The sequence below is a fragment of the Gallibacter intestinalis genome, from assembly GCF_014982745.1.
GTDB lineage: Bacteria > Bacillota > Clostridia > Peptostreptococcales > Anaerovoracaceae > Gallibacter > Gallibacter intestinalis.
Window position 1 is genome coordinate 19,776 of sequence record NZ_JADCKA010000011.1, and the last position, 16,974, is coordinate 36,749.

At 39.4% G+C, this 16,974-nt stretch carries 17 protein-coding genes; all 17 read right to left on the reverse strand.

Translation table 11 applies throughout. The annotated features are described in order from the left end of the window. Window positions 1–90: 90 nt before the first annotated feature. Window positions 91–1,281, reverse strand: a complete 1,191-nt coding sequence (ilvA, locus tag INF20_RS06475; protein WP_226385560.1) for a threonine ammonia-lyase — start codon at window positions 1,279–1,281, stop codon at window positions 91–93. 33 nt (window positions 1,282–1,314) lie between these two features. After that, window positions 1,315–1,695 (reverse strand): RidA family protein, encoded by a 381-nt coding sequence (locus tag INF20_RS06480; protein ID WP_226385561.1) that lies wholly within the window; start codon window positions 1,693–1,695, stop codon window positions 1,315–1,317. Window positions 1,696–1,786: 91 nt separating this feature from the next. Further along, a complete protein-coding gene (locus INF20_RS06485; protein WP_226385562.1) occupies window positions 1,787–3,004 on the reverse strand; it encodes a nucleotidyltransferase in 1,218 nt (405 codons plus the stop codon). Continuing rightward, window positions 2,973–3,527, reverse strand: coding sequence for a hypothetical protein (locus INF20_RS06490; RefSeq protein WP_226385563.1), 555 nt, complete (start codon window positions 3,525–3,527; stop codon window positions 2,973–2,975). Before INF20_RS06490 ends, INF20_RS06485 begins: the two co-directional genes overlap by 32 nt. Further along, a complete protein-coding gene (gene coaD / locus INF20_RS06495; RefSeq protein WP_226385564.1) occupies window positions 3,511–4,002 on the reverse strand; it encodes a pantetheine-phosphate adenylyltransferase in 492 nt (163 codons plus the stop codon). The genes INF20_RS06490 and coaD overlap by 17 nt, the downstream gene beginning before the upstream one ends. 38 nt (window positions 4,003–4,040) lie before the next feature. Beyond that, entirely contained in the window at window positions 4,041–4,577 is a 537-nt protein-coding gene (rsmD, locus tag INF20_RS06500; RefSeq protein ID WP_226385565.1) for a 16S rRNA (guanine(966)-N(2))-methyltransferase RsmD, read from the reverse strand. A 25-nt stretch (window positions 4,578–4,602) separates the two neighbouring features. Then, window positions 4,603–6,594 carry an ATP-dependent DNA helicase RecG gene (recG, locus tag INF20_RS06505; RefSeq protein WP_226385566.1) on the reverse strand — a complete coding sequence of 664 codons (1,992 nt, stop codon included), beginning with the start codon at window positions 6,592–6,594 and terminating at the stop codon, window positions 4,603–4,605. Then, window positions 6,584–6,994: an Asp23/Gls24 family envelope stress response protein gene (locus INF20_RS06510; RefSeq protein ID WP_226385567.1), complete on the reverse strand. Its 411-nt coding sequence runs from the start codon at window positions 6,992–6,994 to the stop codon at window positions 6,584–6,586. Before INF20_RS06510 ends, recG begins: the two co-directional genes overlap by 11 nt. Window positions 6,995–7,064: 70 nt before the next feature. After that, window positions 7,065–7,256, reverse strand: coding sequence for a 50S ribosomal protein L28 (gene rpmB, locus INF20_RS06515; RefSeq protein WP_226385568.1), 192 nt, complete (start codon window positions 7,254–7,256; stop codon window positions 7,065–7,067). A 70-nt stretch (window positions 7,257–7,326) separates the two neighbouring features. Beyond that, complete coding sequence (gene nrdG / locus INF20_RS06520; RefSeq protein ID WP_226385569.1) at window positions 7,327–7,836, reverse strand: anaerobic ribonucleoside-triphosphate reductase activating protein; 510 nt, start codon at window positions 7,834–7,836, stop codon at window positions 7,327–7,329. Next, window positions 7,833–10,088, reverse strand: a complete 2,256-nt coding sequence (locus INF20_RS06525) for an anaerobic ribonucleoside triphosphate reductase (protein WP_226385570.1) — start codon at window positions 10,086–10,088, stop codon at window positions 7,833–7,835. Before INF20_RS06525 ends, nrdG begins: the two co-directional genes overlap by 4 nt. Before the next feature lie 175 nt (window positions 10,089–10,263). Next, on the reverse strand, window positions 10,264–11,667 hold the full coding sequence (locus INF20_RS06530) for a zinc-binding metallopeptidase family protein (protein ID WP_226385571.1): 1,404 nt from the start codon (window positions 11,665–11,667) through the stop codon (window positions 10,264–10,266). Next, window positions 11,664–12,506, reverse strand: a complete 843-nt coding sequence (locus tag INF20_RS06535) for an MIP/aquaporin family protein (protein ID WP_264175484.1) — start codon at window positions 12,504–12,506, stop codon at window positions 11,664–11,666. The genes INF20_RS06530 and INF20_RS06535 overlap by 4 nt, the downstream gene beginning before the upstream one ends. Window positions 12,507–12,544: 38 nt before the next feature. Further along, window positions 12,545–13,744 (reverse strand): 23S rRNA (uracil(1939)-C(5))-methyltransferase RlmD, encoded by a 1,200-nt coding sequence (gene rlmD, locus INF20_RS06540; RefSeq protein WP_226385573.1) that lies wholly within the window; start codon window positions 13,742–13,744, stop codon window positions 12,545–12,547. Further along, window positions 13,725–14,840 (reverse strand): tRNA guanosine(34) transglycosylase Tgt, encoded by a 1,116-nt coding sequence (gene tgt / locus INF20_RS06545; RefSeq protein ID WP_226385574.1) that lies wholly within the window; start codon window positions 14,838–14,840, stop codon window positions 13,725–13,727. The genes rlmD and tgt overlap by 20 nt, the downstream gene beginning before the upstream one ends. Window positions 14,841–14,879: 39 nt before the next feature. Continuing rightward, window positions 14,880–15,923, reverse strand: a complete 1,044-nt coding sequence (gene queA, locus INF20_RS06550) for a tRNA preQ1(34) S-adenosylmethionine ribosyltransferase-isomerase QueA (protein WP_226385575.1) — start codon at window positions 15,921–15,923, stop codon at window positions 14,880–14,882. 24 nt (window positions 15,924–15,947) lie between these two features. Further along, window positions 15,948–16,952 (reverse strand): Holliday junction branch migration DNA helicase RuvB, encoded by a 1,005-nt coding sequence (gene ruvB, locus INF20_RS06555; RefSeq protein ID WP_226385576.1) that lies wholly within the window; start codon window positions 16,950–16,952, stop codon window positions 15,948–15,950. Window positions 16,953–16,974 lie beyond the last annotated feature (22 nt).

Here is a 16,974-nt window from a genome sequence, read left to right on the forward strand (position 1 = left end):
GGCCCAAAAGCCGTTTAAGCTTTTTGACCTTCTTTAACTGCTCTATTTTGTCATCAGATTGAGAATGTTTATTTCTCTTATCTGTTTAAATTAGTACAGTTCGTATCCGTTGTCCTGAAGAGTTTTGCAAAGTTCTTCAGAATGAGCTGTATCTCTTGTTTCCAGAGCCAGGGAAACTACAGTTGAGTTAACTTCGGATTTAGCATCTTCTCTGTGATGTTCAATGCTGATGATGTTTGCACCTGTTTCAGCAACGATCTTAAGAAGGTTAGCCAGCTGACCCGGTTTGTCAACAACCTTTGTTTCGATTTCTGTGATTCTGCCAGTCTTTACAAGACCTTTAGTAATTACTCTAGAAAGAGTTGTAACGTCGATATTACCGCCTGAAACAACACATACAGTGTTCTTACCCTTAGCTTCAGGAACCTTATCAAACATAACAGCTGCAACGCTTGTAGCACCTGCACCCTCAGCAACTGTCTTCTGAGTTTCCATCAGAGTCAGAATAGCTGTAGCGATTTCGTCTTCTGTAACTGTAACGATTTTATCAACATACTTCTGGCACATAGCAAAAGTAGTTTCGCCAGGCTTCTTAACTGCGATACCGTCTGCGATAGTCGCAACACTATCAAGACCGATAATCTTTCCTTCGTTGATGGAATCATACATTGAAGGAGCTCCGGCTGCCTGCACTCCGTATACCTTACATTCAGGTTTGATTGACTTGATTGCGCATGCAACACCACTGATAAGTCCGCCGCCGCCGATTGGAACAAATACTGCTTCTACATCAGGATTCTGTTCAAGGATTTCAAGACCAATTGTTCCCTGTCCAGCGATTACATAGTCATCATCAAAAGGATGAGCAAATGTATATCCTTCAGTTTTTACCAGTTCTTCAGCCTTAGCTGCCGCATCATCATAAACGCCAGGAACTAGCACAACTTCTCCGCCGTATCCTTTAGTAGCTTCTACCTTCTGCATAGGAGCTCCTGCAGGCATACAGATAACGGATTTAATGCCGTTTCTTGTAGCAGAAAGAGCTACACCCTGAGCATGGTTACCTGCAGAGCATGCGATTACGCCCTTTGCCTTTTCTTCTTCAGTCAGAGAAGAAATCTTGTTGAAAGCTCCTCTCAGTTTGAAGGAACCTGTCAGCTGGAGGTTTTCAGCCTTTATAGCCACATTATCTCCCAGCTTTGGTGCTGAAATAAGCGGAGTGTAACGAGCCGTACCTTTAAGCGTTTCTGCTGCTTCTTTAATCAAATCAAGTGTTACCATTTTCTTTTCTCCAATCTTTAATATAATAAATAATTATTTTTCTCTGATAGCAATAATTTCTACTTCGCATAATACCTTCTTAGGTAATTCTTTTACTGCCACGCATGAACGAGCTGGTTTACCTGTGAAGTATTTAGCATATACTTCGTTGAAAGTAGCAAAGTCTCCCATGTCTGCAAGGAAACATGTAGTCTTAATTACATTTTCAAATCCCAGTCCGTTTTCTTCGAGAATAGCTGCGATATTTTTCATAACCTGCTCAGCCTGGTCTACGATGCCTTCAGCTGTAACATCACCTACTTCAGGATTGATAGGTACCTGTCCGGATGCGAACAGAATGCCATTCCATTCTATTGCCTGTGAGTAAGGTCCTATTGCCGCAGGGGCTTTTGTTGTGTTTGTGATTTTAAACATTTCTGATACCTCCCAGATTGAATTATTTTTTCACAATGATATTATATATATCTGCGCGACTTCAAGTCAACCGATTGACTCCATTTCAGATTTATCCGAATATTTCAATCATTTTGACATAATCGCTAAAAGCGTACAAATCCTTGCCGCAGATCAAGTTATATATGTCGGATGCTTTAATATCAATTTCTATCCCCTTCGCCTTTTCTCTGTTAATATTTGAGATAACCGGCATCTTGAGATTGTCGCTTTCCTTAATCTTCTTTATAAGCTTAGAGCCTCTTTTATTAAAGCCCAAAACTCTTATGTATTCTGGAATCACGGCATTCTTTTTAAATCCTATCACCGTATGTGCACACATACGCTGTATTCTTGTTCTTGTGTACCTTTTGCTTTTAAGTCTGTCTATAAAATCATTTAATGACTTAGCGTATCTTACCTCGTTTTTCATTTTATTTTCCATACCTTCCGTTACGGAAAAAATTTTCCTCAGTTCCCATGACTCTGAACTGAGTATTGCAGACCTTAATAAATCAAAATATCTGCTGTCCTCCTCTAAAACGAGAAATTCTCTTTCCTCTTTTAAAATATCGGAAGAAAAATCCGGCAACCCCGGTATAGCCAAATCTCCGCCTTCAGCTATAAACTCTTTATTATTTAAAAGATTATTTCTAATTGCCTTAGCCGAAATCATATCTTCTGATATTTTTATATCATTATAACCAGCACCTCTTCGCTTTATTGTAATCGGCTCTATTTTACTGTGAATGGAATTTAATGCTTTTATATACTCTAAAGCAAGAATATTATTTGGTTCATAACCTATATTGCTTTCAAAGCCAAAGGCAGCTTCAGCTGCTTTAGGATAGCTGTAGCCTACTGATAAAAAATCTTTCATTCTGTCAGATATCTCAGATGTCTCTTCTGCTAAAGCTTCAGCAACGCTTTTTAATTCTTCAATATTTCCTGCTTCGCTGCCAAACCCAAGATGGGTTACTACTCCCATTGCATCCAATATTTTTACTGCTCCCGATGCAAAGTAACCTGCCCCATTACAGGCATAATAAAATGGCAGTTCCACAACAAGGTCTGCGCCCGCCCTAAGAGCAGCTTTTGTCCTGCTCCATTTATCGGTCAGCGCCGGTTCACCCCTTTGCGTGAAATCGCCACTCATCACTATCACCGTATAATCAGCTCCGCAGGCGGCCTTACATTCATTCATCTGATAAATGTGGCCGCTATGCAGAGGATTGTATTCAGCTATAATACCTAAAACTCTATTCTCCATGATTGCTGTTGCCGTTTCCATCATGTCCCATCTGAGTTCTGTATGCCATATCCTTTATTTCATCTCTGTTGGCATTGAGCATATTTTCAACTCTGTTGAAAGTGTTTTCAAGGTCGTCAAACATCTTTGCATACATATCGTTAAGCTGAGCCATCTGTTCCTGGAATTTATAAAGAACGCTATCAATATAATCGTAAGTGCTCATTTTAAGCCTTCTTACATTTTCTTCCGTAACCATCATAAGCTCATCAGCTCTTTTCTGCGCTCTGGCCAAAATAACATTCTTCTCAACCAGACTTTCCGCATGTCTTTTAGCATCGTTTACAACAGTTTCATACTCTTTTTTTGCTTCTGACAGTATTCTGTCCTTTTCACTCTGTATCCATCTTGCCTGCTTTATTTCATCAGGAAGGCATGCTTCAATATCGTTGAGTATATTTATTATTTCCTCACCTTCTACCATTACCTTACCTGTCAGCGGCACTCCCGACGCTGTATTAACTATTTCTTCAATTTCCTTGATAAGTTCATCTATTCTCATCATTTTTCTTTTCCTCCATAGCATTCAAAACATTATCGGGAACAAGTCCTTTAAGATCACCGCCTAAAGTGTGAACTTCTTTGGCCATGCTCGAACTGATAAACGAAAATCTAGGGTCTGTCATCAAAAATACCGTTTCCACTTTTTCCTGATAAAGCACAGCATTCATCTGAGCCATATTGATTTCGTTATCAAAATCAGACACACCTCTAAGCCCTCTGACAACCATGTTAAAACCGTTTCTATTTACATAGTCAGCCAAAAGACCTTCAAAGGCATCGACTTTAACATTAGGTACATCCTTAATGGCTTCCTTTATCATTTCAACTCTTTCATCCGACGTGAAGTATGGTGTCTTCTGAGGATTGCTGATAACGCCCACCACCAGTTCATCACATAGCTTTGCCGCTCGCCTTATAAGATTTGCGTGTCCGCATGTAAGCGGATCAAACGAGCCTGCATATAATGCTTTTCTCATAAATGATGCTCCTTAAAAAATAAATTCGTAATATTATATCATATGTAAAGAGACAATACAATTCTACCGTATTTTTTCTCTTTATACATGGTAAATTTACCGATAGTTTCAGGCATTTTATCGTCCTTATGATGTTCAACAACAATTACTCCGTCTTTAGCTAGCAAATCTCTATTTTCTATTTCCTTAATTGCTTCTATTTCCAGACCGTTGCCGTATGGAGGATCGAGAAGAAAGATATCTACCTTTTCTTTGATTCTACCAAGAGCATTCAAGTAATCACCATGAATAATCACGCTCATATTTTCAGCTTCACATTTTTTTACATTAGCTTTTACAAGTTTTATGCTTGAAGAAGCTGCATCTGCAAAATAACATCTTTTAGCTCCTCTGGAAAGTGCTTCAATGCCAAGACTCCCAGTGCCTGCAAAGAGATCACAGACTACCGCATCCCCTGTCTCATTCATCAGTATTGAAAACAAAGCTTCCTTAACCTTGTCAGATGTCGGTCTAACTCTGTCATCAAAGGGTGTTTCAAGTTTTCTTCCCTTAAAGTCTCCAGCTATGACTCTCATGTCCTACATAACTCCTTCATTATTACTAAAGTCCGATGGAAAAATTCCCATCGAACATCTTTACCACTTTATAATTAACTATCTTTCCTGTTTTGCCTGCAAATTCCCTTGCATCCCTTTGTGCTGCTTCAAGAATATCCACATGCTTTACAGCATCAACGATACATTCATCGGGAAGACCATGCTGCCTTACACCAAAGATTTCTCCCGGACCTCTCAGTTCTAAATCCTTTTCGGAAATGTAGAATCCGTCGCTGCTGCTGCACATTATTTTCATGCGCTTTTTAGCAACATCTCCTGTGCCTTTATTTATCAAATAACAATAGGACTGATGCTTTCCTCTGCCCACTCTGCCTCTAAGCTGATGAAGCTGGGCAAGACCAAATCTTTCGGCATTTTCAATGACCATCACCGTAGAATTAGGTACATCTATTCCCACCTCGATTACAGAGGTTGCTATGAGAAGATCAATTTTTCCCTTTGAAAAATTCTCCATAACACTATCCTTCTCACTCTGCTTCATTGCGCCATGAACAATTGCCATTGACACAGAATCACCGTAGAGTTTCTTCAGCTCACCATACAAAGTTTCCGTTGAGCTTACATTTTCAAGGGATTCACTTTCCTCAATCAAAGGTGTAACGACATAGGCCTGTCTTCCTTTTGCAAATTCCTTTTTAAGAGAAAGATACATCTCTGCTCTTTGTTCTTCCTTTATCTCCTTTGTTACTATTTCCTGTCTTCCTGCTGGAAGAGCATCTATTACAGACATTGACAGTTCACCGTACAATATCACAGCTAAAGTCCTTGGGATAGGAGTTGCCGTCATTACAAGTATATGTGGCGACTCGCCCTTTTCGCCTAGCTTAATACGCTGATTAACGCCAAATCTATGCTGTTCGTCTGTTATAACCAGACCTAAATTATTATAAATCACATCATCCACTATTAATGCATGTGTTCCTATGACTATCTGACAGCTGCCTTCTCTTATTTCACTTAAAGTTTCTCTTCTTTCAGCAGCCTTCATGCCTCCAGTGAGAAGTCTTACACTTACTCCTGCCTTTTTAAATACGGGAGCAAGGGATTCAAAATGTTGCTTAGCCAAAATCTCCGTCGGCGCCATCAAAACTGCCTGATAGCCGCTTTTTACTGCCTTATACATGGCAGCGGCTGCCACCGCAGTCTTACCTGAACCAACATCACCTTGCACCAGCCTGTTCATACTTATTCCAGACTCCATGTCCTCTTCAATATCCCTTAAGACCTTTTTCTGTGCATCAGTAAGCTCAAAGGGCAGAAGATCTGTATATCCATTTGCAGAGGCCTCCATCACGATACCATCCCTTTGGGGATTTTTCATCATTTCCATGCCAAGCTGCATTATAAACAGCTCTTCATAGATCTTTCTATACATGGCAGCTTTAAAATGTTCTCTGTTCTTTGGGAAATGAATATTTTCAAACACAAAGTCCGGAGGACACAAGCCGTTTCTTTTTACAATCTCTTCAGGCAAGTACTCTTCTGTTTTCAGCTGAGAAAGAAGTGTTTTTACATTCTTTCTCATTTCGCTTTGAGATATGCCTTTTACGGTTCTGTATACCGGCAATATTTCCTTTTTTACGACATTTTCATCCATAATAATCGGATTGACCATATTACGTCTACCGTTAAAGGTGCCAACTCTGCCGTATAAATAATATTTTTTACCGATTTTTACAGTTTTTTGAAGGTATGGACTGTTAAAGAACACAACTTCCATTTTATCACTACCATCTTTAAAGAGAATACGAAGAGTGCTTTTAGGTCCTCTCTTCCTGTCAGGTGTCAAAAGCACAGCCTCTCCGCATGTCAGAGCCTTTTCTCCATCCATTAGCTGATCTAAAGCCTTCGGATTTCTGTAATCCACATAAGAGTCCGGAAAATAATTTAAAAGATCTTCCGTTGTCCTTATGCCCATTTTCTCGTACATGACTGTCTTTTTAGGGCCAACGCCCTTTAAGGTATCAATCTTCATAGATTTTTTCAACCTCTATATTTCTTCTTGCAAATTTCTTTGAAACTACACCTGTAATTATCAATGTAATCCTTGCAGGATTTGAGCCTGTGGCTGTTTTTATCTGTTTTCTAATGCTTTCGGCTATTTCATCGGTTGTCTTTTTAATACTCATACCAAATTTCAAAACGATATGAAGCTTTATATCTAACCTTCCGTCATCATCGGTATCAATCTGAATATTAGCAGCCGAAGAACCGCCAACGGATTTGTACAACTTCGGTACCGATCGTCCGCGACTGTTAGTGATATCTATTTTGCCATTATATTTTTTAATTTCTTCAATGATTATATCCGATATAACGCTGTCTAAAACTCTTATTGTTCCATAATCATTGCTTTCTTTATATATGCTGCTCACTGGCGTCTCCCAAAAAATTCTTATAAGAAAAAATTCTGCACCTTAGTGCAGAATTTCAAAATCAAATCAATTAGTTGGCACGGTTAACTTTGTTTGATCTAATGCAGCTTGTGCATACATTAGCCTTTCTAACTCTGCCGTTTTCTTCAATCCTTACTGTCTGGATGTTAGCGTTCCATTTTCTCTTGGTATGTCTGTTGGAATGGGATACGCTATTTCCCGAAACCTGACCTTTACCGCAAATTTCGCATTTTCTTGACATTTGCCGCACCTCCTTTTCTTTGCTATCTCAAGCTTAAAAGCATTATTTCAATCGAACAGATGTTATTGTATCATACCATATACTCATTTGCAAGAATTATTTTACCCGCTTTAATACTTGCTGCAGAGTCTATAATACGCTGATTTGAGCTTCCTCTGAACTTAAGGGAAATATCCTTTTTGTCATTGTCAAAGGGACCATCGATTACAAGCCAAGCCTCCTTTAAAAGCTCATGTATATTCTTATCCTCAGACTCGAGAAGCTCCTCATAAAGATAACCTGTAAATATTACAATATCTATCCCTTTTTCCTTAAGAATCTTTGCCAGTTCTAAAAAGCCTTCCGCCTGACAAAATGGCTCTCCTCCGCTAAAGGTAACCCCTTTAATCATTGGATTTTCCATAACCTTTTTAGCAATCTTATCCACCTCAACATCAGTACCTCCGTCAAAATCCCAGGTCTGGGGATTGTGGCACTTAAAACAGCCATGGGGACACCCTTGGGCAAATACGGTAAATCGTATACCTGGCCCGTCAGTTATAGATTCTCTTATTATTCCGGCAAGTCTCAGAGAACTCATGGAAGTATCCTCTCTATTCTTTCAAAGCCGATATCTTCCCCTTCCTTTCTTCCGCAGCATGGACATTCATTATCTATTATGCCCGTATAGCCACACACAGGGTCTCTATCCACCGGATGGTTAACAGAACCATAACCTATGCCCGTTTCCTTCATCCATCTAACAATCTGTTCTATGGATGCTGGGTTCTTTGCAGGGTCGCCATCCAGCTCCACATAGGATATATGACCGGCATTTGTCAATGCATGATAAGGTGCTTCGATTTTTATCTTATCATAGGCACCTATTGGATAATATACAGGTACATGGAATGAATTTGTATAGTACTCTCTGTCGGTAACTCCTTCTATAATTCCATATCTCTTCTGGTCAATTCTTACAAACCTTCCCGATAATCCTTCTGCAGGGGTTGCAAGAAGTGAATAGTTCAAGCCTGTTTTAGCCGCTTCCTCATCCATTCTTTTTCTCATGTAACCGATAATTTCAAGTCCGAGATTTTGAGCTTCCTTACTTTCTCCGTGATGCACACCGATAAGCGCTTTAAGAGTTTCTGCAAGACCAATAAATCCCACTGAAAGAGTTCCGTGCTTTAGAACTTCCGCAATTTCATCGTCATATTTCAGCTTATCGGAATCTAGCCATATGCCCTGTCCCATAAGGAATGGGAAGTTTTTAACTCTCTTTTTGCACTGTATTTTAAATCTAGCATTTAACTGATCTATGCAAAGGTCCAGTTTTCTATCCAGCTCCTCAAAGAATAAATCCAGATTGCCGTGTGCTTTTATGGCAATTCTCGGAAGATTTATGGAAGTAAAGCTCAGATTACCTCTTCCTCCTACTATCTGTCTGTCAGGATCATATACATTTCCTATAACCCTTGTCCTGCATCCCATATATGCAATTTCAGTATCCGGATCGCCCTCCTTATAATACTGGAGGTTATAAGGCGCATCAATAAACGAAAAATTAGGGAAAAGTCTCTTAGCAGTAACTTTACATGCCAGCTTAAATAAATCGTAATTAGGATCTCCCTCGTTGTAATTGATACCTTCCTTGATCTTGAATATATGAATCGGAAAGATTGGTGTTTCCCCGTTGCCAAGACCTGCTTCTGTTGCAAGCAACAGCTGCTGCATAACAAGTCTTCCCTCAGGAGAAGTATCTGTACCGTAGTTTATTGACGAAAACGGAATCTGTGCACCTGCTCTGCTGTGCATTGTATTTAAGTTATGTACAAAGGCTTCCATTGCCTGATATACAGAGCGAACGATTTCCTTATCTGCGTAGGCAAAGGCTTTTTCTTGATAGCCTTTCAACTCTGCTTCTGATTTTTCAGGAAGCAGCTTTTTGAGAAATTCCAATTCCTCATCCTGATAACCATTGTCCTTTGCCATTATCGGATAAATATCTTTTTCGGCTAAAAGTTCTTTTCCAAAGTTCTTTACCTTTTCGGCGTTGTCAAAGGTATCGGTCTCTATATCAATAATCTTGCCTAAATCAGCCCAGTAAAGCTTTCTGTATGTCTTTTTTACGCCGTCTGCCATAGCGTAATCAAAATACGGAATGGACTGACCGCCGTGCTGGTCATTCTGATTGGACTGGATAGCTATACATGCAAGAGCAGAATATGAGGCAATATCTCCTGGTTCTCTTAAAAATCCATGTCCTGTGCTGAATCCGTCCTTAAAAAGCTTTCTTAAATCTATTTGGCAACATGTAGTTGTTAGAGTATAAAAATCCAGATCGTGTATATGAATATCACCTTCAATATGAGCCTGACTGTGTTCAGGGCTTAAAACAAACATTTCGTAAAACTGCTTTGCACCTTCAGAGCCGTACTTAAGCATTGTGCCCATTGCTGTATCACCGTCGATGTTAGCGTTTTCTCTCTTAATGTCGTTTTCAGCAGCATCTTTAAAAGTCAGGTCTTCGTATATTTTCATGAGCTTCATGTTCATGTCCCTAACACGGGTACGTTCAGCTCTGTAAAGAATATACTCCTTAGCCGTTCTAGCATGACCATTTTCTATGAGAATCTTTTCTACGGCATCCTGGATTTCTTCTACAGTAGGCATATCATTGTTTTTCTGTTCTAAAAGATAATGCTCCACCTGTGAGGCCAGCTCATCTGCCATTTCCTTATCGCTTCCACCTAAAACCTGGGCAGCTTTGAAAATAGCACTGGATATCTTATCAATATCGAAATCTACTGTCCTTCCGTCTCTCTTAATTATTTTTTTAATCTGATCCATAATTACTCCTTGACTACTGTATTTTATAAATAAAATAACGCTACCGTATATGCACTACATATAGTAGCATTTATATTGTGCATTACTAATTATAGCGTATATAAAAGCAAAGTCAATAGAAAAAGAGTGCATATATACGCACTCTTTTAAAACATCTTTATATCTCAAGATTAGATTATTTTGTCTCACATCTTGCTTTCAGATAATCCAAAATATCCATGGCAGTATCACTTTCATTTCCTTCTTCAATACCTATAGAAATTACAGAAATACCGTCAAAATCTTCCGCAAGTTCGCTGCAAACAGAAGAAGTAAATGAGTATAAAGCTCCTCTTTCCGGATGATATGATTCAAAAGCCGTAGCAAAGTCTTCATCCTTCAGAATAGCGTTATCATCCTGCTTCCACAGATTTGTCATATCCTCGCTTTCAACAGCAAAGCCGGACAGCTGGGCAATAGTATCAAAGGTAGTATCCATTTCTGTCAGAGTATCGCTATCAGTATACCTACCTAACACAGAAACTTTAAATGAGCCTTCTGTACTTACTCCATATATGGATGATAGTCCCAGCACATCCCCTTCATAATCAGGCTCAGATGTTGCAAACACACCATCTATAAGAGTATAGATAAGGGAAAGCACATTTGCCGTATCATCATATGAGTATACCAGCGAAGGCATTTCAACAACCTCATATGTAAAGGCAGCGGCTTCTTCGTTATCACCCTTTTTATCTTCAAATCTAGATTGAGCTTTTTCAAGTCTGCTTTCAAACTTATTTTTGATACTTTCATCTATTACAACAACAGCAGTCGCTGATGTTGAATAATTAAAAGTGTCACCTGTGCTATTAAAAGAAGCAAGCTCTATATTTTGTGCAGCTGCTCTAGCATCAGATAAGATGTCTCCTATAAATACTATAGGATTAATATGATCACTGCTCCTGTCTCCGCTGTTTGCCGCAGTAAGACCGGTTATGCTTATCTTATATGCCAGACTTCCCTGTGGACTACGCTTATCAAGATATTTTGACATAGTATAGTTTCTGCTTCCCACAGAACCGTCCATCAGACTTGATGACGATGTACGAGTCAAATCTATAACCCTGTCCCCTGAAATTGTTTTACTGTTAAGGCTTGAAACTCCGATGCTTTCATCAGTCGAATACGGAGAAAGCACCAATGTAATATCTCCATGCTGTGTTGAATTTTTAACTGCAGCAAGTCCCGTTGCCATAGCAGCGCAGGAGCCCTCAGCCGTATCCTTTCTAAACTCCACTAAAAATGTATCCTTTGGTGCTTTGCCGTTATTTTCAGTGGCTTTAGAGGTTATCACAATATTTGATCCTTTGGCTTTTTTTACGCTAAAGCCCTTTTCCATACAATAATCAAGAAGGCTGTCTGACATCTGAACCTCGTTTTCAGATTCATTCATCATAGCTTCAAGCTCTTCCTGATATACCGAAATGTCATTTTGCATATCCTCACTGGATATTTCCTTCGAGCCGCCGCAGCCCGTAAGCATAACAGATGTTAAGCCAAGAGTAACTGCCAGCAGCATTGTTAATGCTCTTTTCATTTTTCTCCCTGTTCCGGATTATTGCCAAACTCTCCTAAAGTTCCAGCTTTTTTCCCTTTCATTTCATCCTTAGCCTTTTTTCTAGCTTCTTTAGCAGCCATTTTTTCGGCTTTAGCGGCTTCCTTTTCTTCCTTAGTTTTACTCAGCTTTTCCCCTTTAATAACTGATTTATATACAACCGCAGCTAAAGCTGCAGCAACTACCGGCACTATTATAAATATCGGCGCCTGCTCAATGGCATCACCTAGGGCGTAGATTGCTGGTGCAAGGCTTCTTGCAGGGTTAGCTCCTCCGCCGTTATATGGTATGCCGAACAGATATATTGCTGTAAGTGCCGCACCTATAACAGCTCCTCTTCCTGCAGCAGTTTTTGCGCTATCCTTTGCATTCATAAATGCAAGCACATATATAAATGAAATCACAAATTCAACCGCTATTACAGGTCCAATGCTCAGATAAAGAGGACTTAAGGAATCATATCCTGTCTGTCCCAAAGTTGAAGTCTGACCAGTCATCAGCCATATACCTCCGATGGCAATTGCCGCTCCCAAAAACTGAGCTACGATATAACCGATGAATTTACTTACTTTCTCAAATCCTCCATCGATTAAAACAGCCACGGAAACTGCTGGATTCAGATGAGCACCGGATACCTTTTCAAATATACAATACATCATCGCCATGGTGATACCGAATGCTACTGCAGATATCATAGTTGTTATTCCCAGCGGAAGCATAAAGCCCATGGCTCCCACAAGGAAATTGGCAGCTACCATACTACCACAGCCAAACAGTACTAGAATAAAGGTACCTATAAATTCTGATATGTACGCTTTCATTGTTCCTCCTTTTTCTTTCTTAAACAGCATTTATATAATCATTTATTCCTTTCCAAAAGACAGATGCACTCAGTATGCTTTGTATTTGGAAAATTATCAAATGGCTTTAAATATCTAATGCGGTATCCATTGTACTGCAAATAATAGAGATTTTCCACCATAGTTCTCGGATTACAGGAAATATATACAATTTGATCCACACCATAAGAAAGAATTTTATCCAGTGCTTTAGCTGAAATACCTGCTCTTGGAGGATCCACAATAATTACATCCGGTTTGTGGCTATAGCTATCCAATACTTCAAAAACATCTCCAGCTATAAATTCACAGTTGGAAATACCATTTATCATGGCATTTTCTTTGGCGGCTTTTACCGCTTCCTCTACGATTTCAACACCAACTGCTTTTTTTGCTTTAAGGGCTGCAGCCTGGGTGATTGTACCAGTACCGCAGAACAAATCAAAAACAGTTTTGCCTTCAAGATTATCTATAAGGTTTAGAGCTTCCTTATAAAGTCTTTCGGCAGCTTTTACATTTGTCTGGAAAAATGAAAATGCGCTCACCTTAAATTTTAATCCCATAATTTCTTCATTATAATAAGGGCTTCCATAAAGCATGCGAAGTTCATCGCACTTTACAGCATCTGCCTTTGCGCTGTTTATAGTTCTTAAAACTCCAGCGATTTTATTTTCTAGCTTAAGACCGTTTATGAGCTCTAAAAAACCTTTTTCGTCAAAGCCTTCTTCATCGGAAGTTACGATATTTACAAGTATCTCTCCTGTAGCAATGCCTCGTCTTAAAACCAGGTGTCTCATAAGGCCCTTGTGAGATTTTTTATGATAAGCGGTGTATCCCTTCTGAACAGTCCAGTCCAATACCTCTTTTAAAATTATATTAAAATCCTCGTGTACAAGCCTGCATCTATCCACGGTTACTATGGACATAAATTTCCCTTTAACATGCATTCCCAAGGTTATTGGACCGCCCTTTTCCATGTCTCCAAAGGTGTATTCCATTTTATTTCTATACCTAAACTGTTCCGGTGCAGCCTGAATTTCATCCTGATTGTCAATATGAAGGCGTTTTAATGAAATCAGTTCATCCACCTGCTCCTGTTTTACAGAAAGCTGCTGGCTGTATGGAATACCATCAGATGAGCAACCTCCGCAAAATTCCGAATGAGGACATTTTGCAACTGCTTCATAATCTTTTTTTACATCAATATCCGTACTTTTCATAAAATTCCCTTTTATATTCACTGAATCTGTCTTCTTCTATGGCTTTTCTCATATTTTTCATGGTATTTACCAAGAAATGAAGATTATGCTCAGAAAGAAGCATAGATGACATTATTTCATTGGATTTAAACATATGTCTCAAATATGCCCTTGAGTAATTTCTGCATGTATAGCAATCACACTCGTGATCAAGAGGAGTAAAGTCTCTTTCATATTTTGCATTTTTAATATTTACAACACCACTGCTTGTCATAGCAGTACCGTTTCTTGCTATTCTTGTAGGCAAAACGCAGTCAAACATATCGACACCTCTTTCGACTCCTTCAAATAGATAATCCGGTGTGCCGACGCCCATAAGATATCTCGGTTTATTCTCTGGAAGCCACTCATCGATATAATCGAGAATTTCGCACATTTCCTCTTTTGGTTCTCCTACGCTAAGACCTCCGATGGCATAGCCTGGCAAATCAAACTGCGTTATCTCCTCTGCGCTCTGCTTTCTTAAATCTGGATACATTCCGCCTTGCATTATTCCGAAAAGAGCTTGTCTCTCCGTATCCTTATGTGCTTCCTTACATCTTTTAAGCCAGCGTGTGGTTCTTTCCAAAGAATTTTTAACATACTCTCTTCCAGCAGGATATGGTGCACATTCGTCAAAGGCCATTATTATATCTGAGCCTAAAGCATTTTGTATTTCAATGGATTTTTCAGGTGTCAGCATATGCTTTGAACCGTCGATAAATGATCTGAATTCAACACCTTCTTCAGTTATCTTACGCAGATCTCCTAGGCTAAAGACCTGAAATCCGCCGCTATCTGTAAGTATCGGCTTGTTCCAGTTCATAAACTTATGAAGTCCGCCTGCTTCACGAACAATCTCATGACCCGGTCTCAAATACAGGTGATAAGTATTGCTGAGTATTATTTCTGCACCCAGTTCCTCAACCTGTTCCGGTCTCATAGCTTTAACAGCTGCCGCCGTACCTACAGGCATAAATACAGGAGTCTGAATCACTCCATGGGGAGTTGTGATTTCTCCTCTTCTTGCTTTATTCTTAGAATCCTTTTTTATCAATTTATATGTCAATGCCGACATTATCCTATCCTTTCAGTCTTAAAAAAATCTTAAATTAAGCTACAGTATAAGCATGGCGTCACCATAGCTAAAAAATCTGTAGTCATGTGTCTTTGCTTCTTCATAGGCTACCAATATCTTTTCTCTGTCATATAAGGCAGATATAAGCATAAGCAGTGTTGATTTAGGAAGATGGAAATTGGTTATAAGGCTGTCTATCATCTTAAACTCGTATCCAGGATATATGAATATTCCCGTACTGTCTGTTCCAGCCTTAAGCAAATACCTTCCTTCCTTTTCATCAAAATATGCGGCGCTTTCCAGTGTCCTTGTGGATGTTGTCCCCACGGCAATAACTTTGCCGCCGCTTCTTTTAACATTATTTATTGTATCTGCTGCTTCCTTATCAATATGATACTCTTCAAAATGCATATGATGATCTTCAACGTCTTCGCATTTTACCGGCCTAAAGGTTCCTATCCCCACATGTAGGGTTACATAAACTAGTTTTATGCCTTTTTCTTCTGCCTTTTTTAAAAGTTCTTCAGTAAAATGCAATCCTGCAGTAGGTGCTGCCACAGAGCCTTCGTCCTTACAGTAGACAGTCTGATATCGTTCTCTATCATCGCTGTTATCAGGTCTTTCTATATAAGGAGGAAGAGGCATATTGCCAAGTTCCTCAAGCCTTTCCATAAAGATTCCCTTATATTCAAATTCTACAATACGTGTACCATCATTTCCGTAATCTTTGATAACAGCTGCAAAATCCTCTCCGAATTTTACCCTGTCGCCTTTTTTTAATCTTCTTCCTGGACGAACCATAGTTTCCCAGGTATCTCCTTCAATACGCTTTATAAGAAGAAATTCCACCTTTACACCGGTGGATTCCTTTTCTCCAAAAAGCCTTGCAGGAATTACCTTTGAATTATTCAAAACAAGGCAGTCTCCTTCATTTAAGTATTCAAGTATGTCTGAGAAATGTCTGTGGCTTATGGTGTCATTATTTCTATCTAGAACCATAAGCTTTGAACTGTCCCTCTTTTCTACCGGTTTCTGAGCTATAAATCTTTCCGGTAGTTCGTAATCAAATTCTTCAACCTTCATTTATATAATCCTCATTTTTCATTGCTATTCCTGGTACTCAAGGCCCAGATGTTCATATGCTTCCTTCGATACAACCCTTCCTTTAGGAGTTCTGTGCAGTAATCCTTGCTGTATAAGGTAGGGTTCGTAAACATCTTCTATGGTCACCTTTTCCTCACCCATGGAAGCTGCTATGGTATCGATTCCCACTGGGCCACCGTTAAATCTCTCAATTATAACTCTTAAAATCTCTCTGTCTATATTTTCAAGACCTAGCATATCCACGCCTAGCGCTTCAAGGGCTTTTTTAGTTATATCAATATCGATAGTTCCGTTACCTTCCACTTGGGAAAAATCCCTAACTCTCTTTAGCATTCTGTTGGCAACGCGGGGAGTTCCTCTGGATCTCATGGCCATTTCTCGCAATGATTCCTCGTCAGCTTGTATGCCCAAAAGTCCTGCCGACCTTCTTATAATTGTCATAAGCTCATCTGTAGTATAGCTTTCAAATTTTGCCATAACTCCAAATCTATCTCTTAATGGTGCCGAAAGGCTTCCAGCTCTTGTAGTTGCCCCTATAAGTGTAAACTTAGAAAGATCCAGCCTAATTGATCTTGCAGAGGGACCCTTGCCTATGATTATATCAAGGGCATAGTCCTCCATTGCACTGTACAGTACTTCCTCAACGGAACGGTTTAATCTGTGAATCTCATCTATGAAAAGCACATCATTTTCATTTAAATTGGTGAGTATTGCTGCAAGATCTCCAGCTCTCTCTATGGCAGGACCTGATGTGATTCTTATATCAACGCCAAGTTCTTTTGCTATAATACCGGCGAGCGTAGTCTTTCCAAGACCAGGAGGTCCATAAAAAAGCACATGATCCAAAGGCTCTCCTCGCAGCTTTGCAGCTTCAATAAAAACCTTAAGATTATCTGTTACGGCCTTCTGACCTATATATTCATCAAGATGCTGAGGTCTTAGTGTAAATTCACTTCTCTCCTCATTTATATTCTGATGTATATCCGTTATTCTTTCATCATCAAACATATATAAACTCCGTTATAAAATA